Origin of the sequence: Polyangium sp. 15x6 (assembly GCF_029960785.1) — a bacterium.
Classification (GTDB): domain Bacteria; phylum Myxococcota_A; class Polyangia; order Polyangiales; family Polyangiaceae; genus Polyangium.
The window spans coordinates 39,481-60,515 of the sequence record NZ_JASBQE010000010.1; the positions used below are offsets into that span (position 1 = coordinate 39,481).

Consider the following 21,035-nt stretch of genomic DNA (forward strand, 5'->3'; position numbering starts at 1 on the left):
CCGCGCGCATGCAAGAGGCGCGCGACGCGTCCTTTCCGCTCCGGGTCCGCGCGGCTAGGACTGGTATTCGCGGAGGACCGTCAGATCACGAGAAACCATGCGGAATGCCGCGCGCTCGGCCTCGGCGCGGATCTTCTCCTCGTCGAGCGTCAGGATCGTCCCGTTCGCGTAAAGGAGTTTTCCCGCGACGAACACGTGGCTCACGTCGCTGCCCTTCGCCGCGTGCACGAGGTTCGCGACGAGGTCGTGGCGCGGCATGAGGTGGGGTTTGTCGAAATCGAAGAGCACGAGATCCGCCGGCCGTCCGGCTTCGAGCATGCCCGCCTCGGAAAAACCCATCGCGCGCGCGCCGGCCTGCGTGGCGATGCGGAGCGAGGCGTCGCCGGCGATCACCTCGGCGTCGCGGCGCGCGAGCTTCTGGAGCAGCGGGAGGAAGCGGACGGCTTCCTTCATGTCCATGTCGTTGTTCGACGCCGGTCCGTCGGTCCCGAGCGCGACGTTGACGCCCGCGCGGAGCAGCCGCGGCACGTCGCCCGGGCCCATCGCGAGCTTCATGTACGTGATCGGGCAATACGCCACGGTCGTCCCGTGCCGCGCGAGGATCGCCACGTCGTCGTCGCTCAAGTAGAGCGCGTGCGCCGCGATCGTGGGTACGTCGAGCACGCCCGTCTCTTCGAGCAGCCGCGCGGGCGTCACGCCGTGCGTGGCGAGCGAGCGGCTCACCTGATCCTCGCTCTCGGCGAGGTGAATGTGGAGGCCGAGGCCCCTCTCCTTCGCGAGGGCCGCGATCTCGCGCAGGAACGCGGGTGGACAGACGTAAGGCGAGTGCGGCCCGAGCATCGCGCGGATACGCCCGTCCGCTTTGCCGTTCCATCGCTCCGCGAACGCGAGCGCGCCTTCGAGATCCGCGCCGACCTCCTTGCCCGCGCCGAGCCCGAACTGGCACCACGTGAGCGAGGCGCGCATCCCCGACGCCTCCACGACCTCGGCGACGTGGTCCATGTAGAAGTAGTGATCATTGAAAGCGACCGTGCCCGAGCGGATCATCTCGCACGCGGCGAGCTGCGCACCGGCGCGCACTTCCTCGGGGCCGAGCGCGGATTCGGCGACCCAGACGCGCTCGTTGAACCAGCGATCGAGCGGCAGGTCCTCCGCGTAGCCGCGCACGAGCGACATCGACGCGTGGCAGTGGGCGTTGAAAAATCCGGGGACAGCGACGTGATTCGCGCCGTCGATCGTCGTGTCGGGCACGAATTCGACGGGCGCCTTCCCGACGGCCACGATACGCGCGCCGTCGATGGCGATGGCGCCGCCGCGGATCACCGTGCCTTTTTCGTCGAGCGTTACAATGTCCACGTTTTTGATCAGCGTCTTCACAGCTCGTCCTCCGGCTCCGGGCGCCTGCGCCGTGGCGCATCCTACAACGAAGATTCGTGATCCCAAAGCACGAGGGACAATGGTAGTCTCGGCGGCGCTTCGAGGACTTTGGGGGAATCCCCGGGAGAGCGTGGGCCATGGCTTTGACCGACCTCATCAACATCTCGTCGAGCGTGCTGCCGGATACGACGCGCGTGATCGCATTCCGCGGCGTCGAGGCGATCTCCCGGACGTACGAGTTCGAAATCTTTCTGTCGCTCGAAGGGGAAGAGGGCGACGGGCTGGATCTCGGCGACGCGATCGGCGCGAAGGCGCAGCTCGTGATCGACCGAGCGGACGACAAGCTGCCGCCGTTCGTGTTCGCCGGGATCCTGGCGAGCGTCGAGCTCCTGCACGCGGTCGAGGGCCGCTCGCTCGTCCGCGCGGTGCTCGTCCCGCGGCTATGGCTGCTCGGGCTCTCCAAGCACAGCCGGATCTTCACGAAGAAGAAGCTGCCCGAGGTGATCGAGTCGATCCTCGCGGAGAACGGCCTCTCCGGCGACGATTACGAGCTCCGCCTCGGATCGTACGAGACGGAAGAACACATCTGCCAGTACCGAGAGAGCGACCTCGATTTCATCTCGCGCTGGATGGAGCGCGAGGGCATCTATTATTACTTCATCCACGGCGAGGACGGCGAGAAGCTCGTCATCAGCGACGGCGCCTCGTACGAGGAGGACATCATCGGCAAACCCGTGCGGTATTTCCCGCAGACCGGGCAGGATCGGAGCGCCGGGCCCTCGTTCCGCGCGTTCACGAGCCGCCACCGCACGCTGCCGTCGATGGTCAAGCTCAAGGATTACGACTATGCCCGGCCAAACCTCACCATCGCCGGTTCGGCGCAGGTCTCGTCGAACGGCGCGGGCGAGGTGAGCCTCTACGGCGAACGGTTCTTCTCGGCCGCCGCGGGCGAGCGATTGGCGAAGCTCCGGGCCGAGGAGATGCGCGCGCGCGAGGTCGTGTTCCAGGCGCGCGGCACGCGGTCGCACCTGCGCGCCGGGCACGTCTTCGAGCTCGAGGAGCACCCGCGCGCGGCGCTCAATGCTCGCTACCTCGCGGTCGAGGCGCGCCACCACGGCAACCAGGCCGCGGGCGCGTCGGCGTTCAAGCAGCTGCTCGATCTGGAGCACGACGAGGTGTATTACGTCGAGATCGAGGCGACCCCGGAGGGCACGCAGTTCCGGCCGGAGGCGCGCACGCAATGGCCGCGGATCTACGGCTACGAGAATGGCTCCGTGGACGGGCCGGCCGACAGCGAATACGCGCAGATCGACGATCAGGGCCGGTATTCGGTCAAGTTCAAGTTCGACGAGACGAACCTGAAGGACGGCAAGGCGAGCACGTTCGTGCGCATGATGCAGCCGCACGGCGGCGGCGTGGAGGGGTTCCATTTCCCGCTCCGCAAGAACACCGAGGTCGTCTTCAGCTTCCTCGGCGGCGACCCGGACCGCCCCGTCATCTCGGGCGTCGTGCCGAACGCGCACACGCCGAGCCCGGTCACGAGCGGCAATCACACGAAGAACGTGATCCAGACGGGCGGGCGCAACCGGCTCGAGCTCGAGGACAAGGCGGGGCAGCAGCGCATCACGATGTCCACGCCGCACACGAATTCGTACGTGCGCATGGGCTCGCCGAATGAAGGCCACACGATGATCATCCACACCGACGCGGCGACGCTGCTCGACGCGGGCGGAGATTGGAACGTCGAGGTCGGCTATCACGGGCCCGGCGCGGGCGTGAAGACGGAGAAGGTGAAGGGCTCCGTCACCGAGACGTACGAGGACGTGAAGACCGAGACGGTCACGAAGCTCGTCACCGAGAATTTCAACGACCGGCAGGTGACGACGATCGCGAAGGGGCAGGACCTCTCGATCACGGCCGGCGGGCAGAAGGTCGGCATTTCGGGCGGGATGGGCGTCGCGGTGGACGGCGGCGTCTCGTTCAACGTCGGCGCCGGCACGGGGCTCGCCGCGCCCGGGAACAGCGATTTCAACGTCTCGGTGACCGGCGGCAATTTCAAGGCGACGACGAACCAGAACATCGACATGAAGGCGACTGCGGGCACGCAGTCGTACGAGAGCACGGGGAAAGCGACGTTCAAGAGCTCGGGCGGCGATATCGAGCTCTACGCCAAGGGCAACATCAACGTCACGACCGAGGGCAAATACACGGGCGACATCAAGGGCGACAAGACGACGAACATCCTCGGCAAGCAGTTCAAGATCGTGAACGCCGACAAGACCGAGCTGACGTACGGCAAGGGCCTCACGCTGAACGCGCAAGCGAACGCGAACTTCACGCTCGCCGCCGAGTTCAACCTGAAGGTGGGCGTCTTCATCGACGTGAAGGCTTCCATCGATCTGACGCTCGCCGCCAGCATCAAGGCCGAGTACGCCGCCGTGCTCGACCTCCGCGCGACGCCGATGAAGGTCGCCGAGGCGACCGCGGGGTTTGCGTTCATGTCGGCCGGCGTGTTCATGGTCCAGACCCCGACGCTCGTGTTCACGGGCGCGGCCTTCATGTCGCGCGCCGCGATCCAGCTCATCAACTGAGCGCGCTCGCCGGGACGATATTCACGTGCGCACGATCAAACCCGCAGGATTGATCCCGTCCGTTCGCGTCCAGTCGATCGGATTGCCCGGCCGCGGCTGCCTGTCCGTGACCTTCATGCTGCAATTCGGCGGCGAAGGCGCGGGCCTGCTCGTCAACGACGGAAACGTCGTCACGACGTTCACCGACGAGGGCACCGGCGTCTTCGACCATGGATTGCCCAAGGTGCGCGGCGAGCTGCTCTGCGAGGGCTTCGCGGCGGGCCCCGCGCCCGCGATTGCGCGGCAGGTGCGGCTCTCCCTCGGCCGTATCGACAAGAAGCTCTACGTCGTCGGTGACCGGACCTGGGGCGCGACGGGCCCGTCCGAGCCCGTGCCATACACGAAGATGCGCATTCGCTGGGAGAATGCGTTCGGCGGCGAGGGGGATGCGCGAAACCCCGTGGGCAAGGGCAAGCGGCCGATCACGGTCGACGGCAAGAAGGCGCACCCCTTGCCGAACGTGGAATGGCCGAGCCGGCTCGTCAAATCGCCCGGCGACGAGCCGCCTCCCGCGGGCTTCGGCCCGCTCGACCTCACGTGGGAGCCGCGCTCGAAGCGCGTCGGCACGTATGGCCAGAAGTGGCTGAAGACGCGATATCCCGAGCTGCCCGAGGATTTCGATCCGCTCTTCTTCAACGTGGCCCCCGAGGATCAGTGGATGCCCGGGTATTTCCGCGGCGACGAGGCGTTCGTCGTGGAGAACATGCACCCGGACAAACCGAAGATCGAGGCGGCGCTGCCGGGCTTCTTGGCGCGGGCGTTCGTCGGGACGCGCAGCGCAGAGGAGCGCGTCGAGGTGCCGATGCACTGCGACACGGTGTGGATCTTCCCGCACGTCGAGCGCGTCGCGCTGATCTATCGCGGCATTTTCCCGGTCGCGACGGACGACGAGCTCGAAGTGAACGAGGTCATGGTGGCCCTCGAACGTCTGGGCGAGGTGAAGCCGCGGTCCCATTACGAGGAAGTACGGCGACGCCGCCTCGACAAGGAGCGCGGGCCGCTCCACGCGCTCAAGGACAGCGATCTGTTGCCCGAGGGCGTGGGCGTGCTCAAGCCGAGCGGGAACGACGATACGAAGATCCTGCTCGAACGCGAGGGCAGCCTCGAACAGAATTTGCGACGGCGCGCGGAGCTCGAATTGCAGCGGGCCCGCGAGATGATCCGCGGTGTGGGGCTCGATCCGGAAGGGAGGGTGCCCGAAAAGCTCCCGCCGCCGGAGGAGATCCCCAATGGCGACGTGCTCGCCTTCATGGAGTCCGTCGACAAGAAGGTGGCCGAGGTCCACAAGGAGGCCGAGGTCCTGAAGCAGCAGGCGATGGAGCGATTCCGGCAATCGTGCAAGGAAGCGAAGCTCGATCCGGACGAGGTCCTCGCGCGGGAGAAGCGGCGCTCGCTCGGTCCACCGAAGTTCAGCGCGCAAAAGGAGCTCGAAACGCTCCGCGGGCTCGCGACGCTCAGCGAGGCGACGGGCGTGCCGATGCCGGACGAGGTGTATCAAAAGCTGCACGATCCAGCGATCGAGGAGAAGCTCGTCCTCGCCGAGCAAAAGACGAAAGAGGCCTATCGGCTGACCGCGCACCGGGTCGAGGCGATGCCGCCACTCGACGAGGAGGACGGGCGGAAGGTCCGCGCCGAGGTGGAAGAAGCGCTGCGCAAGGGCGAGAGCCTCGCGGGCCGCGATTTTTCCGGGGTGGACCTCTCGGGGATCGATTTCCGCAAGGCCGATCTCTCGGAGTCGTTTTTCGAGTCGGCGAACCTGGAGGGGTGTCGGTTCGACGAGGCAAACCTCTACCGTGCGGTCCTCGCGCACGCACGGGCGAAGGGCGCGGTGTTTCGCGGGGCGCGGCTCGAAGAGGCGAACCTCGGCTGCGCGGACCTCACGGAGGCCGATTTCTCGGAGAACACGAACATCCGGCGCGTGCAGTTTTTCCGGGCCAACCTCACGCGAGCGAACCTCGAAAAGGCGACGCTCGACAAGACCGATTTCACGGAGGCGAAGCTCGAAGGGACGAAGCTCATGGGCTGCAAGGCCGAGGAGCTCATGTTCTCCAAGGTGTCGCTCGCAGGGGCGGATCTCTCCGGCTCGGTGCTGGAGAAATGCAATTTCCTGGACGTCGATTGCACGAGGACGAACTTCTCGGTGGCGAAGCTCGATCAATCGGTGTTCCTCGACGTGGAGGGCGACGGGGCGATCTTCCGGCGCGCGAGCCTTCAGAACCTGCGCGTCGTGCGGGTCGAGAAAGGGACGCGGTTCACGAATGCGGATTTCCGCGATACGGACATGACCCGGGCGAACCTGCGCGGGGCGCGGCTCGCCGGGAGCACGTTCGTGGCCGCGACCCTGCACACGGCCGATTTCTCGGAGTCGGACCTCACGGGCGCGAAGCTCATGGGCGTGCGCGCGGCCGAGTCGCGCTTCGAGCGGGCGAACCTCACGAACGCGGATCTGCGCGGGGCCGATTTTCTGTCGGCGATCCTGGCGCGGGCGATGGTGGCGGGCGCGAATTTCGAGGAGGCGAACCTGTTCCGGGCCGACGGGGCGCGGATGGTGGGTGATACGAAGACGAGCTTCAAGGGCGCGAATTTGAAGCACTTCCGATATCTGCAAAGCCGAGGGGACGATGGACAAGGCAACGCTTGAGAACCTCGTCCGCAACGGCGAGCTCTTCGACGGCGCGGACCTCGGCGGCAAGGACCTCGCGGGCGCGGACCTGCGCGGCGCGGTCTTCGCGAATACGTCGTTCCGCGGCGCGAACCTGGCAGGCGCGAACCTGCGCGAGGCCACGTTCACGCAATGCGATTTCGCGAACGCGGTGCTCGAAGGCGCGAGTTTCAAGCACGGGACCGTGATGACCACGCGGTTCGTCATGGCGAAGCTCGGCGGCGTCGAGCTCGTGAACGTGACGTCGAGCGGGTGCGATTTCACGGCGGCCGAGCTCGCGTCGGCGTCGCTCTTGCTCGCGAACTTTTCGAAAGCCTGCTTCGACGAGGCGAGCCTCGCGGGGGCGAACCTCGAACGGGCGTCGCTGCTCGAATCGAGCTTCAAGGGCGCGAACCTCGCGGGGACGAACCTCAAGCGCACCGCCCTCTTCCGCGCGGACCTCGTGGGCGTGAGCCTCGCCGGCGCGAAGCTCGAAATGACGGTGCTGACGGAGGCGAAGCTCGCGGGGCATTCATTCGCGGGGGTGGATCTCCACCTGACGCAGCTCAATGACGCGAACCTCGAAGGGTGCAATTTCGAGAAGGCGAAGATCACGCAGGTCAATTTCAAGGGCGCGAACCTGAAGGGCGCGAAGCTCACGCGGGCCGATGCGAAGAATGCGATCTTTTTCGAAGCGCGGCTCGAAGGGGTGGATGCGCGCGGGGCGAACCTGAAAGAGGCGCTGCTGCCGAAGGTGATCGCGCCGGCCGTGCCGTTCGACGATGCGATCCTGGAGATGTCGATCTGGCACGAGGCGAAGGCCCCGGGCGCGAGCTTCAAGAATTGCGATCTCACGTATGCGGATTTTTCGCACGCGTCGATCGAGGGGGCCGATTTCTCGGGCGCGAAGATGTACAGGACGAAGCTCCACCGGGTGAAGGACGGGGGCGCAAGGTATCCGCTCGGCCGGGCAGGCGCGCTCGGCGACGAGGCAGACCTCGCGGAAGCAGAACTTTGGCGGGACAAGCACCAGCGGATCTGGAAAGGAGACGGCGATGCATAACGCGGCGCGAAAGCTCGCGGCGAAGACCGTGTGGCAGGAGTTCGGCGAGGTCGTTTCGACGGGGCCGGAGGGCTATTCCGTACGCACGGCGCTCGCCGAGGTGAACGCGAAGCGCGCCGCGAGTTGCCTCGTCGCGCCGGCCCTCGGTGACCGCGTCCTCGTGGCCACGGAGGAGGAAGGCGATTCGTTCGTCCTGGCAGTGCTGGAGCGAAAAGACTCGCAAAAGACGACGATTGCCGTGGAGGGCGATCTCGAGCTGCGCGCGCCGAGCGGAAAGGTCGAAATCGCGGCGCAAGAAGGCGTGGACGTGGTGGCCGCGGCCCCCGTGAACGTGGCGGGCTCCGAGGTGACCGTGAAGGCGCTGCGGGCGCGTTTGTCGGCGGAGTGGATCGACGTGGTGGGCGCCGCCGTGAAGGCGGAGTTCGGGAAGGTGAAGATGCTGGCGTCGACGTTCGACGCGGCGCTCGATCGATTCAGCCAGCGGGTGAAGCGCTCGTATCGCACGGTCGAGGAGATCGATCAGGTGCGCGCGCAGCACATCGACTGGGCGGCGCAAGGCAATGCGCATCTCCGCGGCGAAAACACGCTCGTGACGGCGACGGACCTCGTGAAGGTGAACGCCGATCAGGTGCACCTCGGCTGATAAGGAGGGATGGGCCGATGTTCGTCAATACGCAGATGATGGGCATGAACATGGGCTTCCCGGACGTGTGCCTCACGCCCGTGCCGCCCGCGCCGGCCCCGGTGCCGATTCCCTATCCAAACATGGGATTCGGGCCGATGGCATGTCCGCCGGTCTGGAACGTGCTCACGATGTGCACACCGACGCACAACATGGCGACGCCGATCGTGATGAGCGTGGGCGATAACCCGGGCATCGCGACGGGCGTGGCGTCAGGCATGGTGATGGGGCCGGTGCGTCACGTGACCGGGTCGTTCACCGTGCTCATCGGCGGAATGCCGGTCACGAAGATGACCAGCATGTCGATTCAAAACAGCACGAATTGCCCCGGCATGCGAATCGTGCCGAGCCAGCCGACGGTGCTGAGCCTCGGGCCCTGAGTCACGCGGGCGCGACGTTCCTGCGGTCCTTCGGGCTCACCTTCACGTTGATGTATTTGCCCGGGATGATGCGCAGCCCGTCGTACGGGCCCATGAGGTATCGAACGGAGACGTCGTAAGGCGCCTGGTCGGGCAGGTGCACGCGAAGGCTCAGCACGCAGACGACTCCCTGGCGCTGGACGAGCTCGCCCGTGTGGGCGATACGCAAGACCTCGGCCTGGGCGTCGAGGCCATTTTGCGCGAGCCAGCGCGCGCCGAGCTCGCGGCGGAGGAAACGCACGCCGACGAGCCCGAGGATGAGGCCCATGGGCACGACGATGGGCTCGATCGTGAGCCCGCCCGGCGTCCGGTCCCAGAAAAAAAGGAGCTGCGCGAGGCCGGCGAGCAGGAGGAGCGCGCCGAGGCCCGTGAAAACACTGCCGAGGACGAGCTGCGTCGACGCGCCTTGTTTCGGCGGAGCGGGGAGGTCCACGGGCGAGAGTGTATCAGGACCATGGCCGCCCTCGCTAGCCACGTGTATAGTCGCCGAGCGATGAAGGAGCAGAACCGCTTCCGGATCGAGCGCATGGCCGCGCGTTATGCGGCGCGGCAGAAAGAAAAGTCCGAGGCGGACGGAGCCCGATTCCTTCGCGAATTCGACGAGGCGCGCGAGCGCGTGATCCGGCCCGCGATGCTCGAGGTGCAAAGAGAGCTCGAGCGCGCGGGGCATTCGCCATGGATCGCGATCGACGAGGCGGCCGAAAAGCCGAGCATCGAATTGTGCCTCGGCCTTTCGGGCGCGCCGAAGACGCGCGGCACGAATCTCGTGGGCTTCTGCGTGATCCACTGGCGCGATTTTCCGGAGGTGCTCGCCTACCTCGTGGTCGCGCCGCCGCCGATGGATCTTTTGCGTTTCGCGGCGCCGTCCGAGATCTCGCAGGAATACGTGGAGCAGATGCTCGTCGATGCGGTCGAGCACATCTTCGCGTGTCGATCGATTTAGCATTTTGCTTGGCCACGGAATCACGCTGTCGCATGATGCGATCGTGCTGAAACCACACGCGACCATCGCCGTCGTCGCCCCCGCAGGCATCCCGCAGCTCGCCGGCGTCGCGGCCGGCGTACGGCTCGTCGAGAGCTGGGGCTACGAGGTCGTCCTCGCGCCGAACCTGGAAAAACAACACCATTTCACCGCAGGCACGGCCGAGGTGCGGACGCAGGATCTCCTGTGGGCGCTTTCGGCCGACGGGATCGACGCGGTGTGGCTCGCGCGAGGCGGCTACGGGTGCATGCATTGCCTGCCGAGCCTGCCAAGCGAGGGGCTCGACGGGAGGCCGGTGATCGGCTGCTCGGACGCGACGGCGCTCTTCGCGGCGCTCGTGAAGTCACGCGGGGAAAACCTCGTGCACGGGCCAATGCTGGAGACGATCGCGACGAAGGTGGACGACGCGACACGCGCGCGAATCCGGGCAATGCTGGCAGGGGATGCGGTGGCGCCCATTGCAGCGCAGCATTTCGCGGGGCCGAAGGAAGAGGTGCGCGGGCGGGTCGTCGGGGGAAACCTGTGCGTGCTCGCGAGCCTGGCAGGGACGCCGTGGGCGCTCGACGCGCGAGGGGCGATCGTGGTGCTGGAAGAGGTGACGGAGGTGCCCTACCGGGTCGATCGGCTGATCATGCAGCTGCGCCTGAGCGGGGCGCTCGACGGGGCCGTGGGGATCGCGCTCGGCGATTTCGTGAAATGCGACCCGCCGGAGGGCGCGCGCTACGAGCTGACGGACGTGCTCCGCGAGGCGCTCGAGCCGCTTGGGCTGCCCGTATGGTCAGGGCTTAAGACAGGTCATGGAACCTGCAACCTCGCTTGGCGGATCGGGACCGATGGGAAACTGGGAGCCGCCGGACTGACGCAGCCCGACGCACCGGGCAGTATGTAGGCAACTATCCCACCTGTGCATGTCTAAACAAGCCATGTCTCAACATCGTTGACCATGGCGCTTGGGCAGGACCTATAATAAATTCAAACGGCTGTTCCCTTTACTAAGAGCCACGAACAGCGAACGAACCCGACCATGACCACGAGCCAGCGAGCCGGCCGCTTCATCCAGCAGCCTACGGGTTACACAGCCTTCGTCCCAGCCGCTCTTCCACCTGATCCGCCGATCCGCATCGAGGGGGAACTCGCTCGATTACTGTCGTCAGCGGACCTGGCGCTCGGGCGGCTCGACGGGATCACCGGAATCCTGCCGAACCCCGACCTCTTCGTGGCGATGTACGTAAAACAGGAAGCCGTCCTCAGTTCGCAGATCGAGGGGACGCAAGCCTCGCTCACCGACGTCCTGCAGTTCGAGGCAGGGGACCGTGACGACGGCAACCTGCGCGATGTGCAGGAAGTCGTGAATTACGTCGGCGCAATGAATTACGGACTTGAGCAAACCGCACTCCCGCTATCTCTGCGTCTTATCCGCGAGATCCATGGGCGCCTGATGCAAGGCGTGCGCGGAGAACATTGCGAGCCTGGCGAGTTCCGTCGCACGCAGAACTGGATTGGTCCTGGAGGCTGCACCCTGACCACAGCGGCGTTCGTGCCACCGCCACCACACTTTCTGCTGGAGGCAATGGGCAATCTGGAACGGTTTTTTTACGACGAATCACTGCCACCTCTGATTCACGCTGGCCTTGCGCACGCGCAGTTCGAGACCATTCACCCGTTTCTTGATGGTAATGGCAGAGTCGGTCGCTTGCTCATCACTTTCCTCTTGTGCCAACGCGGCATCCTCTCGCGCCCACTCCTGTACCTAAGCCATTTCTTGAAGCAGCACCGCAGCGACTACTACGATCACCTCCAAGCCATTCGAACACGCGGTGCATGGGAAGAGTGGTTGTCCTTCTTCCTCCGTGGTGTGGGAGAAGTTGCGACCGAGGCACATGAGACGGCGCGAAAAATCTTACGGCTCCGCACGCGCTGCCAGGAGTTGCTGCAGAACGAAGGAAAGGCGGGAGCGACCCTGCTTCGCGCACTCGATATCATGTTCGCGCAACCCGTATTGACCCCGGCGATCCTGGAAAAAAAGCTCGACGTGTCCTATGTAACCGCAAACAATCACGTGTCGCGACTACGAGAGCTGGGCCTCTTGGAGGAAATGACCGGGTACAAGCGCAATCGACGGTTCTCCTTTACCCCGTACCTGGCACTGTTCAAGAGCGCAGCCCCGCCGGCTCAATCCCCAAGCGTATCGGTCCAATGGATCAACCCAGAACACATCAAGTTACCGGACACTCCGCAGAGTTCCCTGACGCCCGAGCAGATCAAACGCATCGAGGCTGTTCAGAAGGTTTTCGCGGCGATAGACCCATCGCCCCTGGAAAAGTGGCTTGACGACTTCGCGCGCGACGCGAACCCTGATCGGGAAATTACCATTTACGAAGCCATGGCACAGGCGTACACGAGCTTCTGCTCACAACGCTCGCTGACGCTCGACGCGCAGCTGGAAGTGTTCGGCCTGCTATTGATGCGGTCAGGCGCATCAGACGACGAGGTCTTGCAACGAGCCAAGCTGGAGCACCTAAGCCTCGCCGATGCACGTGCGCTGCTGCGGGGTTATTCTGCATCACCGCACCCCATTCGAGTCCGGGCCCAATAAGCTCGGTCCGCGCGCGGGCATCACGAATGCCGTGAGCACCGATGGACACCGTATGCCCACAAAAGGCAAAGGACCAGCCCGTTGGCTGGTCCTTCTTAGTTGCGCGGGCAGGATTTGAACCTACGACCTTCGGGTTATGAGCCCGACGAGCTACCAGGCTGCTCCACCGCGCGTCAGTTTGTCACTTCTACAAAAACAACCGAGCGTGGAGGACAGCGACTACGGCTGTCCCCACGCTCCGCTGGTTGCGCGGGTAGGATTTGAACCTACGACCTTCGGGTTATGAGCCCGACGAGCTACCAGGCTGCTCCACCGCGCGTCATGTTCGCCAAACGAAGCGGCGACGACGGGTCGGAACCTACTCCTGTCCGTGCAGGAGTCAAGCCCCTCGTGACCGTTCGATCACGCTTCCCGCGAGAAGGCCGTTTTTCCATGCTTGGGGGCTACGCTCGGACAAGCCGAGCTACGCCCCCAAACCCCCCAGTCTCCCTCAGGCATTGAGCAGCCACGCCGGCACGAGCGCGCTCGGCTTCGCCGTCGAGATCACCCAGAGCTGATGCGCCGCGCGTGTCGCCCCGATGTGCAGGAGGTGCCGCGACTCGTCGTCCGCCGGGTAGGTCGAGCCGTTCACGTCGACCAGCACGACATAGTCGTACTCGAGGCCCTTCACCTGCCGGATCTCGGTGATGTCCACGCCCGGACGGAAGAGGAAGTCGAACGAGCGCACGCGGCGGAGGCTCGGAATCTCGGCCATCTTCAGCGCCTCGTAGTACGCGTCCGCCTGCTCGGGGTGGCGCGCGAGGATCGCCAGCGTGGCGCGCGGCTCGCGCGTGAAAAGCGGGCGGATCGAGTCCGCGAGGAACGCGACGGCCGCGCCCTGGCTCGGGAAGTGGTGATGCTCGACCGGCGCGCCCGTGCGCGGCGCGAGGGGCGGCGTGGGATCGGCGAGCGGGCCGAGGATGTCACGGGCGACCGCGAGGACCTCGCGCGTCGAGCGATACGCGATGCGTAGAGGCTCGATGTTGACCGAGGAGAGGCCGAGGTCTTCGAGGACACGGCTCCAGTCGCGGAAGCCCGAGTCCATGAAGAGGCGCTGCGCGGTGTCGCCCGCGAGCGTCACGGACTTCTGCTTGGATACGACGCCGAGCAGGACCGCGAGATCCACGGGCGCGAGGTCCTGCGCCTCGTCGACGAAGAGGTGCTCGACGACGTAGGGCTGTTTGCCCTTCTTGAGGTCGCCCTTGATGACCTGGTAAGCGCGCAGGAGGAGCGCGTCGTCCTCGGGATCGAGCAGCGCGCGCTCGTCCTCTTCGATGGGCTTGTCGTCGGCGCCGAGGCGCTCCTCTTCGGGATCCTCGTCCACGGGTTCGTCGGCGAGCGCCGCTTTGCGCTCGGCGCGATCGCCGGGATCACGATCGAGGACCGCAGGGCAACGCTCGGCGCACCAACGCCACGCCTGGCGGACCTTGTCCATGCTGAACTCGGGGTCGTTCGCAGAGGCGAACGCCTTCTCGATGCTGTCCTTGTCCGTGAGCAGATCGGCCCAGAACCAGAGGATGCCGCGCGAGTCCTTGCGGGTCGTGGGATCCTCGGCGTACGCCCTCGCGCGCTCTTCGAGCAGGCGCAGGAGCGCCGGGTGCGTCTTGTACCGCGTGACCGCGCTCGGGGTGTTCTCCTCGACCGGGACGTCGAGCCACGGGTAGGCGCGCACGCGCACGGCGCGGGCCCACTCGGCGAAGGTCTCGACCTGGACCTGGCCGATGCCGAGCGCAGGCAAGACCTCGCTGATGTACGCCCGGAGCGCGGGGCTGCCGACGATGACGAGCATCTTGTCGCCGGAGAAGCGAGCGCGGTTGTTGAAGGCGAGGAAGGCCATGCGGTGGACGCCGATGGTCGTCTTGCCGCTGCCCGCGCCGCCCTGGATGACCACGATGCCCGCATCGGGCCGCGAGATGAGCTCGAACTGGCGCGGGTCGAGGAGCGCGGCGATCTCGGGCAGGTGCCGATCCTCCTTCGCCGCGAAGCTCGCGCCCGTGCCGAGCGCGCCGCGCATGTCCTCGGGCCGAACGGCCTTGCCCTGCCCACCCGCGAGCACGACGGCGCGGCTGTCGAGCCGGCGATAGCCGTTCTCGACCCGCACGAAGACGCCCTGCGGCGCGGCGATGCGGTAGAGCTCGCCGTCCTCGATGGTGACCGTGCGCCGGGCGAGGACCTTGCCCTCGACCTCGCGGTCGCCGAAGGTCTCCTCGTACTCCGCGCCTTCCTCGTAGCGGTAATAGAGCTGGCTCACGGGCGCGTGGCGCCAGTCGACGATGCGTACGCCGGCCTTGGCGTCGACGTGCGTGGTGCGGCCGATGAGGACGTCGCGGTCCTGCTTGCCGCGCTCACGGAGGCGAAGGTGGCCGAAGTAGGGCGAGCGCGCGTCGACGGGCTCGGTGACGACCTCGGCGCGGCGCGCGGCGACGCCCGCGATACGCTCCATCTGCTGCACGAGCGCGGGGACGTCTTCGAGGCGGCTCGCCGCGATCTGGTCGCGCAGCGAGATCATCTGCGCCTCGTAGTCCTCCGTGGGCGGCGGACGCGAGGGCTTCACCGTCGCGAGGTGATCGCGGACGCGATCGAGGAGCGCTTGCTCCTCGCGAACGATCGCGAGCTCGTCCGCGCCGTTCGTCTGCGGCGTGCTTTGAAGGTTGCCCGAGCTCGACTCGGGACGAAGCGGCTGCGCGGTCGTCTGCTTGGCGGTCACGGTGGATTACGTAGCGCGCGGAGCGGGGTTGGGAGGGACGGGTCCCTCGATTTCCATTTCCATCCGTCGCTGTCCGGAGGACCGGTGGACGGACGGCTGCACTCGCGGATGTTCCGGAAAAAGGGCCTCGCCGCGAGGCGACCGCGCGTTTTGACCCATCCTTCCGGGCCGCGCAAGGGTTTGTCGGGGGAGGGTCGCGCGCTCGGGCGGACCGGTTCGGCCGCCCGGGCAAGAGATGACGGTGGGGCGAAAGTGGTGGCAGCGGCGCGCGTCAGGTGCGCGCTTCGGCGGGCGCCGGGCTCGCCTCGGAGACCGAGGCCATCGACGGCCTGCGCGCGTTCTCTTTCGTGCGGACGTCACGCACCTCGACGTGGACACCGCGCAGCGCCGCGGAGACCTGGAAGTCCTCGATCACCTCGAGGATGTCCTGATCGATGAACTCGGCGCGGGTGCCGTCGATGATGACCGACGAGCCGTCGGGGATGCGCTTGAGGACGCCGATGAACGTCGCCTTGTTGAGGAAGGAGACGTCCTTCTTGAACGTGATCACGCGCTTCTTGCCCTCCTTCACGATCGTGAACGCCGCGCGCATGTGGCTGCGCAGGACGAAGCCGACGCCGACGACGATGCCCGCGAGGATGCCGCGCAGAAGGTCGGTGAGGAGGATGGCGGAGATGGTGAAGACGAACGGGATGAGCTGATCCCAGCCGAGCTTGTACATCTTCTTGAAGAGCTCGGGCTTGGCCAGCTTGTAGCCGGTCATGAGCAGGATCGACGCGAGGCACGCGAGCGGGATCATGTTGAGGAACCGGCCGATGAAGAGGACGGCGAGCAGCAGGAAGAGGCCGTGGAAGGCCGTCGCAGCCCGCGTCCGTCCGCCGGCGTTGATGTTCGCGCTGGAGCGGACGATCACGCTCGTCACGGGCAAGCCACCGAGCAGGCCGCTCGCCGCGTTGCCGACGCCCTGCGCGATGAGCTCACGGTCGAGCGGGGTGTTGCGCTTCCACGGGTCGAGTTTGTCCACGGCCTCGATGCTGAGCAGCGTCTCGAGGCTCGCGACGATGCCGATCGTCAGCGCGACGATGTAGACCTGCGGGTTCGAGAGCGCGGCGAAGGTCGGCGTGCGGAGCTGGCCGAGCGCGCCGCTCACGCCGTCGTAGGCGGGCAACGTGACGAGGTGCGTCTGCTCGAGCGCGATGGGCAAGTTCGCCTTGCGGAAGAGGAGGTTGAGCCCGGTGCCAACGACGACGACGACGAGCGCGCCGGGGAGCCACGAGAGCTTGCGCAGCCGCTCGGTTTTCTCCCAGAGGACGAGGATGCCCATGGAGACCGCGCTGATGACGAGCGCGCCACGCTCGAGGCGGCCGAAGGCGTGGAGGATCATCGTGAACGTGTTCTCCTCCTCGGAGACCACGAACTGCTCGGAGCCCTCCTGATCGAGGTCGTACCCGACGGCGTGCGGGAACTGCTTGAGGATCAGGATGAGGCCAATCGCGGCGAGCATCCCTTTGATGACGGACGAAGGGATGAGGTAGACGGCCGTGCCGAGGCGCGCGACGCCGAGGATCACTTGCAGGAGGCCGCCGAGGACGACGGCGACGAGGAAGTTCTCGAAGCTGCCGAGCTTGTCGATGCCCGCGAGGACGATCGCCGTGAGGCCCGCGGCCGGGCCGCACACGCTGAGCGACGAGCGACTCATGAGCGGGATGAAGAGCCCGCCGATCACACCCGCCGTGAGGCCCGCAAAGAGCGGGGCATTCGACGCGAGCGCGACGCCGAGGCACAGCGGCAGCGCCACGAGGAACACGACGAGGCCCGCGGGCAGGTCGTACTTGAGATTCGCGAGCGGGCTGAGATTCGGCCGCGTCACACCGGCGCCGCTCGTCTTCGCGTTGGCCATCGCTTCCTTGCTCCGTATCCGGCTTGTTTTCCCCACCGCTGAAGGAACGGTAGGGGAGTAGCGTGCACGGCAAACCCCGGCAATCGCCGAGTCCGACGCACGCGAATTCATCCGAACTCGAAGGATCGCACAAACACGGCGCAAGAGCGAATCGCGGGCGGTTCCGTGTTCCAAAGTACGCAGTCTGGCCGGGGTCCACGGCGGTCTTGAGACCGAGGCGCACTGGGCTTATGGGTTTTCATGCATGGAACGCTCCTTTCCGGATGACGCGCTTCCCCTCCACGACCTGATCCTGCGCTCCTTCCGGCAACGGGATGCGCTCTTCCACCTGGTGCTCGCGACGTATCGCGTGGAGCTCACAGGGGTGCTCAGTCGCGCCGCGAAGACCGGGTTCGAGATCGGGGACGCGAACACGGTGATCGATCTGGCCGATCTGATCGCGGCGGCCGCACGCGCGATGGATCTCACGGCGATCCGCAAGGACGCGCTGTCGCTCAGGACCTTCGCGTCCGCTGCCCAGGACGGCGGCGAGCAAGAGGAGGGCAAGGTGCTCCTCGCAGGGCTCCGTCTGATCGATCGGATCCTCGACGAGGCCAAAGAGCGCGCGAAGGCGGCCGAGCCGTCCACGCCGCCGGTCCTGAACTAGCCGGGCGCGAGGGTTCGCCGTGTCACCCCGGTGCGCACGCGTCCCCCGAGCCCCCTGGCGCGGTCCGTGCTGCACCGCGCGCCGCGGACGTCCGTGCCGGCGTGATACGCCGAGGAGCGGCACCTCCGCGCGCACCCCATGAGCACCTGCGCCGTCTCCATGCCCTCCGCCCGCTCCGCACGTAGCCCGCAAAGGCGCGCCGTCGCGAGCGCACCGATGCGCGTGTCGTTCGCCGGAGGCGGCACCGATCTCCCGCCCTTCATCGAGGGTCTGCCCGGACGTGTCGTGGGCAGCGCGATCGGCCTCCGCGTGCGAGCGCTCGTGGAGCCGTTCGATCGAGGCTGGGTGCGGCTCGAGGTGCCCGTGGCGGACGAGTCGACCACGCGTCGAAGCCACGAGCCGCCGTCGAGCGAGCTCGCGTTCCGACTGCTGGAAGCCGCGCTCGCGCACACGGGCGTGACGGACGGCGTGAAGCTCCGGATCGACACCGACGTCGCGCCGGGCGCAGGGCTCGGCGGGAGCGCGTCGACCGCGGTGGCCACGCTGTCGGCGCTGCGGTGGAGCGTGGGCGAAGTGACGGCCGAGGAGGAGCTCGCGCGCGAGGCGACGACGATGGAGCGCGAAGGTCTGTCGATCGTGTGCGGCGCGCAGGACGCGATCTTCGCCGCGTGCGGCGGTCTGCTCGACCTCGCGTTCGGCGAGGCGGGGTGCACGCGGATCGAGCGGATCACGCCGGAAAAAGAGCTCGCGGCGGAGCTCGAAGCGGGGCTCTTGCTCGTCGACACGCACGTGCGGCGCGTGTCGGGCGAGGTGCTCGGGCAGGTCGACGCGGCGGCGGCGCTCGCGAACGTGGCGGAGCTCGTGGAGTCCGCGACGGAGGTGTCTGCGGCGCTGCGCGAGGGATCGCTCGCGCGCGCTCTCGCGGGGATGCGAAGGACCGCGATGGCCAAGGTGCGGCGCGCGCCGGAGGCGAGCGCACTCGCGACGGAGCTCGGCGACAAGCTCGCGGGGCTCGGCGTGGAGGTGATCCGCGCGTGCGGCGCAGGCGGAGGCGGACACGTGCTCGTATGGGCGCCCGAGGCGCGTCACGCGGAGATCTTGCGCGCACTCGGCCCTGCGACCGTGCGAAGGCCCGCGCTCTCCGCGCCCGGCGTACGGATCGAGCCGGCCTAGCCTAGGGGATCAGCACGACGCGGCCGAAGACGGCGCGCGCTTCGAGCAGGGAGTGCGCTTCGGCGGCGTAGCGGAGCGGGAGCTTGCGATCGATCACCGCGCGCAGCGCGCCCGAGGCCGCGAGGTCGAGCACGTGTGCGAAATCCTGCCGCGTGCAGGAGGCCGACCCGGCGATCGTATGACTCCAAAGGATCAGCGCGCCGAGCTTGATCGAGACTTTGGCCTGGTCGATGTTGCCCACGACGATCATGCGTCCGCCGCGGCGCAGCGCCTTCAACGCGGAGCCGAAGGTAGCGCTGCCGGTCAGCTCGAGCGCTACGTCGACGGGGCCGCCGAGGCGCGCTTTGACGTCGTCCTCGAATCGGCCGTCGGGGCTCACGAGGACCTCGTGCGCGCCGAGATCGGCGAGGGCAGCGGCCTTCGAGGGGCTGCCGGTCACGGCGACGACGCGGGCGCCGAGGTGCCGCGCGACCTGGATCGCCGCGGTGCCGACACCGCCGCTCGCGCCCGTGATGAGCACGGTCTCGCCCGCGGCGAGCCGCGCGCGGGAAGCAAGCGCCTGGTAGGCGACGCCCGCGGTACACATGAGCGTCGAGGCGTCCTCGAGCGGGACGGACGCGGGGACCTTCACGAGGGCCCGGTGGTGCGCGACGACGAGCTCGGCGTAACCGCCGTCGACGGTGTGGCCGAAGCTCTGATAGGCGCGCTCGCAGAGGAGCTCCTCGCCGCCCGCGCAGCGCGGGCATTCGCCGCAGCTCGGCCGGTGCAGGTTGGCCACGCGATCGCCCGGGGCAAACCCGGCGCGCGCCGCCTCCTCGCCCACGGATTCGACCTCGCCGGCGAACTCGTGGCCGAGGATCGTGGGCAGCTTCATCAGCGGGAAGCCGCCGCGCCGATCGATGAGATCACGACCGCAAACGGCCGAGGCGCGGACGCGGACGAGGACCTCGTCGGCCGCGGGGACGGGGTCGGGCGTGTTCGGAGACGGGACGAGTTTGTCCGGTCCGCCGGTCTCGTGAAGGACGACGGCGCGCATGTCAGGTCGAGGTCCGGAGCTTGCGACGGCGCTCGGACCGCGCGAGCGCGAGGTCGATGAGGCGCGCGACGAGCTCGCGCGGCGGGATGCCGCTCGCCTCCCAGAGCTTCGGATACATCGAGATCGAGGTGAAGCCGGGCAGCGTGTTGATCTCGTTCACGTAGACCTCACCGCCCTTCGACATGAAGAGGTCGATCCGCGCGAGGCCGGAGGCTTCGAGGACGCGGAAGGTGCGCAGCGCGAGGAGCTGCACGGCGCGCGTCTCGGCGTCGGTGAGGTCGGCCGGGACGCGCGTGGTCACGCCGCGTTCGTCGATGTACTTGGCGGCGTACGAGTAAAACCCGTCCGGGTGATCGACCACGATCTCGCCCGGGATGCTCACGATGGGCTCCTCGTCGCCGAGGACCGCGCACTCGATCTCGCGCGCGCCCTCGACGCCCTGCTCGACGACGATCTTGGTGTCGAACTCGAACGCGAGGCTGATCGCGTCGGCGAGCGCCTCGTACGTCTTCACCTTCGTCACGCCGACCGACGAGCCGAGGTTCGCGGGTTTGACGAAGAGCGGGAGCGCGAGCCTCTCGCAACGCGCGAGGACCTCGCTCGGATCCCGCTCCCACGCGAGGCGACGCACGGTCTCGTAAGGGACGAGGGGCAGCTCGTCCTGCGCGAGCAGGCGCTTCATCACGTCCTTGTCCATGCCCACGGCCGAGCCGAGCACGCCCGAGCCGACGTACGGCACACCCGCGAGCTCGAGCAGGCCCTGCACGGAGCCGTCCTCGCCCAGCGGCCCGTGCAGCACGGGGAAGACCACGTCGATCGCCTGCGAGGATCCGCCGATCGTGAGCGCCGCCTCGCCGGCCGGGCTCGGATGCGCGAGGAGCGCGACGTCGGGGGCCGACTGGTTGAGGCGCGCGAGGCGCGGATCACGCGAGGCGCCGAGGAGGAGCGCCTCCTCCTGCAAGAGCCACCGGCCCGCCTTGTCGATGCCGATGAGGACGGGCTCGAAGCGATCCCGATCGAGGGCCTCGACGACGTTGCGGGCCGAAAGGAGGGAGATCTCGTGCTCGGCAGAGCGACCGCCGAAGAGCACGGCGACACGGAGCTTGCGCGGGGCGCTCATGAAGGCCGCACCCTAGCAGGGTGC

16 protein-coding genes and 2 tRNA genes are annotated in these 21,035 nt (G+C 67.3%); 10 read left to right on the forward strand and 8 right to left on the reverse strand.

The features are described from left to right. Positions 1-54: 54 nt before the first annotated feature. Positions 55-1,377, reverse strand: coding sequence for an amidohydrolase (locus QHF83_RS10085; protein ID WP_282417567.1), 1,323 nt, complete (start codon positions 1,375-1,377; stop codon positions 55-57). Positions 1,378-1,514: 137 nt separating this feature from the next. On the opposite strand from QHF83_RS10085, the gene tssI reads away from it, so the two are divergent. From tssI to QHF83_RS10110, 5 genes are read left to right on the forward strand one after another with little or no spacing between them, the layout of a single operon-like run. Beyond that, a complete protein-coding gene (tssI, locus tag QHF83_RS10090; RefSeq protein ID WP_282417568.1) occupies positions 1,515-3,968 on the forward strand; it encodes a type VI secretion system tip protein TssI/VgrG in 2,454 nt (817 codons plus the stop codon). Positions 3,969-3,993: 25 nt separating this feature from the next. Beyond that, a complete protein-coding gene (locus QHF83_RS10095; RefSeq protein WP_282417569.1) occupies positions 3,994-6,648 on the forward strand; it encodes a DUF2169 domain-containing protein in 2,655 nt (884 codons plus the stop codon). Further along, positions 6,629-7,711 (forward strand): pentapeptide repeat-containing protein, encoded by a 1,083-nt coding sequence (locus QHF83_RS10100; RefSeq protein ID WP_282417570.1) that lies wholly within the window; start codon positions 6,629-6,631, stop codon positions 7,709-7,711. Before QHF83_RS10095 ends, QHF83_RS10100 begins: the two co-directional genes overlap by 20 nt. Beyond that, the gene (locus tag QHF83_RS10105) at positions 7,704-8,354 is read left to right on the forward strand and encodes a DUF3540 domain-containing protein (protein WP_282417571.1); all 651 of its coding nucleotides are present in this window, start codon (positions 7,704-7,706) and stop codon (positions 8,352-8,354) included. Before QHF83_RS10100 ends, QHF83_RS10105 begins: the two co-directional genes overlap by 8 nt. Positions 8,355-8,371: 17 nt before the next feature. Then, positions 8,372-8,773, forward strand: coding sequence for a DUF4150 domain-containing protein (locus tag QHF83_RS10110; RefSeq protein WP_282417572.1), 402 nt, complete (start codon positions 8,372-8,374; stop codon positions 8,771-8,773). A gap of 1 nt (position 8,774) precedes the next feature. On the opposite strand, the gene QHF83_RS10115 is transcribed toward QHF83_RS10110, so the two are convergent. Further along, on the reverse strand, positions 8,775-9,245 hold the full coding sequence (locus QHF83_RS10115; protein ID WP_282417573.1) for a hypothetical protein: 471 nt from the start codon (positions 9,243-9,245) through the stop codon (positions 8,775-8,777). 60 nt (positions 9,246-9,305) lie between these two features. Between QHF83_RS10115 and QHF83_RS10120 the strand changes: the two genes are divergently transcribed. From QHF83_RS10120 to QHF83_RS10130, 3 genes are all read left to right on the forward strand, one after another. Next, the gene (locus QHF83_RS10120; RefSeq protein WP_282417574.1) at positions 9,306-9,755 is read left to right on the forward strand and encodes a hypothetical protein; all 450 of its coding nucleotides are present in this window, start codon (positions 9,306-9,308) and stop codon (positions 9,753-9,755) included. Positions 9,756-9,798: 43 nt separating this feature from the next. Beyond that, complete coding sequence (locus tag QHF83_RS10125; RefSeq protein WP_282417575.1) at positions 9,799-10,683, forward strand: LD-carboxypeptidase; 885 nt, start codon at positions 9,799-9,801, stop codon at positions 10,681-10,683. 135 nt (positions 10,684-10,818) lie between these two features. Next, positions 10,819-12,390 carry a Fic family protein gene (locus QHF83_RS10130; protein ID WP_282417576.1) on the forward strand — a complete coding sequence of 524 codons (1,572 nt, stop codon included), beginning with the start codon at positions 10,819-10,821 and terminating at the stop codon, positions 12,388-12,390. 99 nt (positions 12,391-12,489) lie between these two features. On the opposite strand, the gene QHF83_RS10135 is transcribed toward QHF83_RS10130, so the two are convergent. From QHF83_RS10135 to QHF83_RS10150, 4 genes are all read right to left on the reverse strand, one after another. Next, a tRNA-Met gene (locus tag QHF83_RS10135) sits at positions 12,490-12,563 on the reverse strand. Positions 12,564-12,632: 69 nt separating this feature from the next. After that, positions 12,633-12,709, reverse strand: a tRNA-Met gene (locus QHF83_RS10140). 171 nt (positions 12,710-12,880) lie between these two features. Then, complete coding sequence (locus QHF83_RS10145; protein ID WP_282417577.1) at positions 12,881-15,136, reverse strand: ATP-binding domain-containing protein; 2,256 nt, start codon at positions 15,134-15,136, stop codon at positions 12,881-12,883. A gap of 271 nt (positions 15,137-15,407) precedes the next feature. Then, on the reverse strand, positions 15,408-17,036 hold the full coding sequence (locus QHF83_RS10150; RefSeq protein WP_282417578.1) for a SulP family inorganic anion transporter: 1,629 nt from the start codon (positions 17,034-17,036) through the stop codon (positions 15,408-15,410). A gap of 244 nt (positions 17,037-17,280) precedes the next feature. On the opposite strand from QHF83_RS10150, the gene QHF83_RS10155 reads away from it, so the two are divergent. Both QHF83_RS10155 and QHF83_RS10160 read left to right on the forward strand, forming a co-directional pair. Then, entirely contained in the window at positions 17,281-17,682 is a 402-nt protein-coding gene (locus tag QHF83_RS10155) for a hypothetical protein (protein WP_282417579.1), read from the forward strand. 216 nt (positions 17,683-17,898) lie between these two features. Next, on the forward strand, positions 17,899-18,855 hold the full coding sequence (locus QHF83_RS10160) for a hypothetical protein (protein WP_282417580.1): 957 nt from the start codon (positions 17,899-17,901) through the stop codon (positions 18,853-18,855). Between the two features lies 1 nt (position 18,856). Here QHF83_RS10160 and QHF83_RS10165 read toward each other — a convergent pair whose 3' ends face one another. Together QHF83_RS10165 and QHF83_RS10170 are read right to left on the reverse strand one after the other, a co-directional pair. Then, a complete protein-coding gene (locus QHF83_RS10165) occupies positions 18,857-19,891 on the reverse strand; it encodes a zinc-binding dehydrogenase (protein ID WP_282417581.1) in 1,035 nt (344 codons plus the stop codon). Between the two features lies 1 nt (position 19,892). Beyond that, complete coding sequence (locus QHF83_RS10170) at positions 19,893-21,011, reverse strand: D-alanine--D-alanine ligase family protein (protein ID WP_282417582.1); 1,119 nt, start codon at positions 21,009-21,011, stop codon at positions 19,893-19,895. Positions 21,012-21,035: the final 24 nt, after the last annotated feature.

What these genes read in the sequence shown, in the direction of transcription:
- tssI (WP_282417568.1), top strand. Translation starts at nt 1,515, where the DNA reads ATGGCTTTGACCGACCTCATCAACATCTCGTCGAGCGTGCTGCCGGAT.
- QHF83_RS10100 (WP_282417570.1), top strand. Translation starts at nt 6,629, where the DNA reads ATGGACAAGGCAACGCTTGAGAACCTCGTCCGCAACGGCGAGCTCTTC.
- QHF83_RS10105 (WP_282417571.1), top strand. Translation starts at nt 7,704, where the DNA reads ATGCATAACGCGGCGCGAAAGCTCGCGGCGAAGACCGTGTGGCAGGAG.
- QHF83_RS10110 (WP_282417572.1), top strand. Translation starts at nt 8,372, where the DNA reads ATGTTCGTCAATACGCAGATGATGGGCATGAACATGGGCTTCCCGGAC.
- QHF83_RS10120 (WP_282417574.1), top strand. Translation starts at nt 9,306, where the DNA reads ATGAAGGAGCAGAACCGCTTCCGGATCGAGCGCATGGCCGCGCGTTAT.
- QHF83_RS10130 (WP_282417576.1), top strand. Translation starts at nt 10,819, where the DNA reads ATGACCACGAGCCAGCGAGCCGGCCGCTTCATCCAGCAGCCTACGGGT.
- QHF83_RS10150 (WP_282417578.1), bottom strand. Translation starts at nt 17,036, where the DNA reads ATGGCCAACGCGAAGACGAGCGGCGCCGGTGTGACGCGGCCGAATCTC.
- QHF83_RS10155 (WP_282417579.1), top strand. Translation starts at nt 17,281, where the DNA reads ATGGAACGCTCCTTTCCGGATGACGCGCTTCCCCTCCACGACCTGATC.
- QHF83_RS10160 (WP_282417580.1), top strand. Translation starts at nt 17,899, where the DNA reads ATGCGCGTGTCGTTCGCCGGAGGCGGCACCGATCTCCCGCCCTTCATC.
- QHF83_RS10165 (WP_282417581.1), bottom strand. Translation starts at nt 19,891, where the DNA reads ATGCGCGCCGTCGTCCTTCACGAGACCGGCGGACCGGACAAACTCGTC.
- QHF83_RS10170 (WP_282417582.1), bottom strand. Translation starts at nt 21,011, where the DNA reads ATGAGCGCCCCGCGCAAGCTCCGTGTCGCCGTGCTCTTCGGCGGTCGC.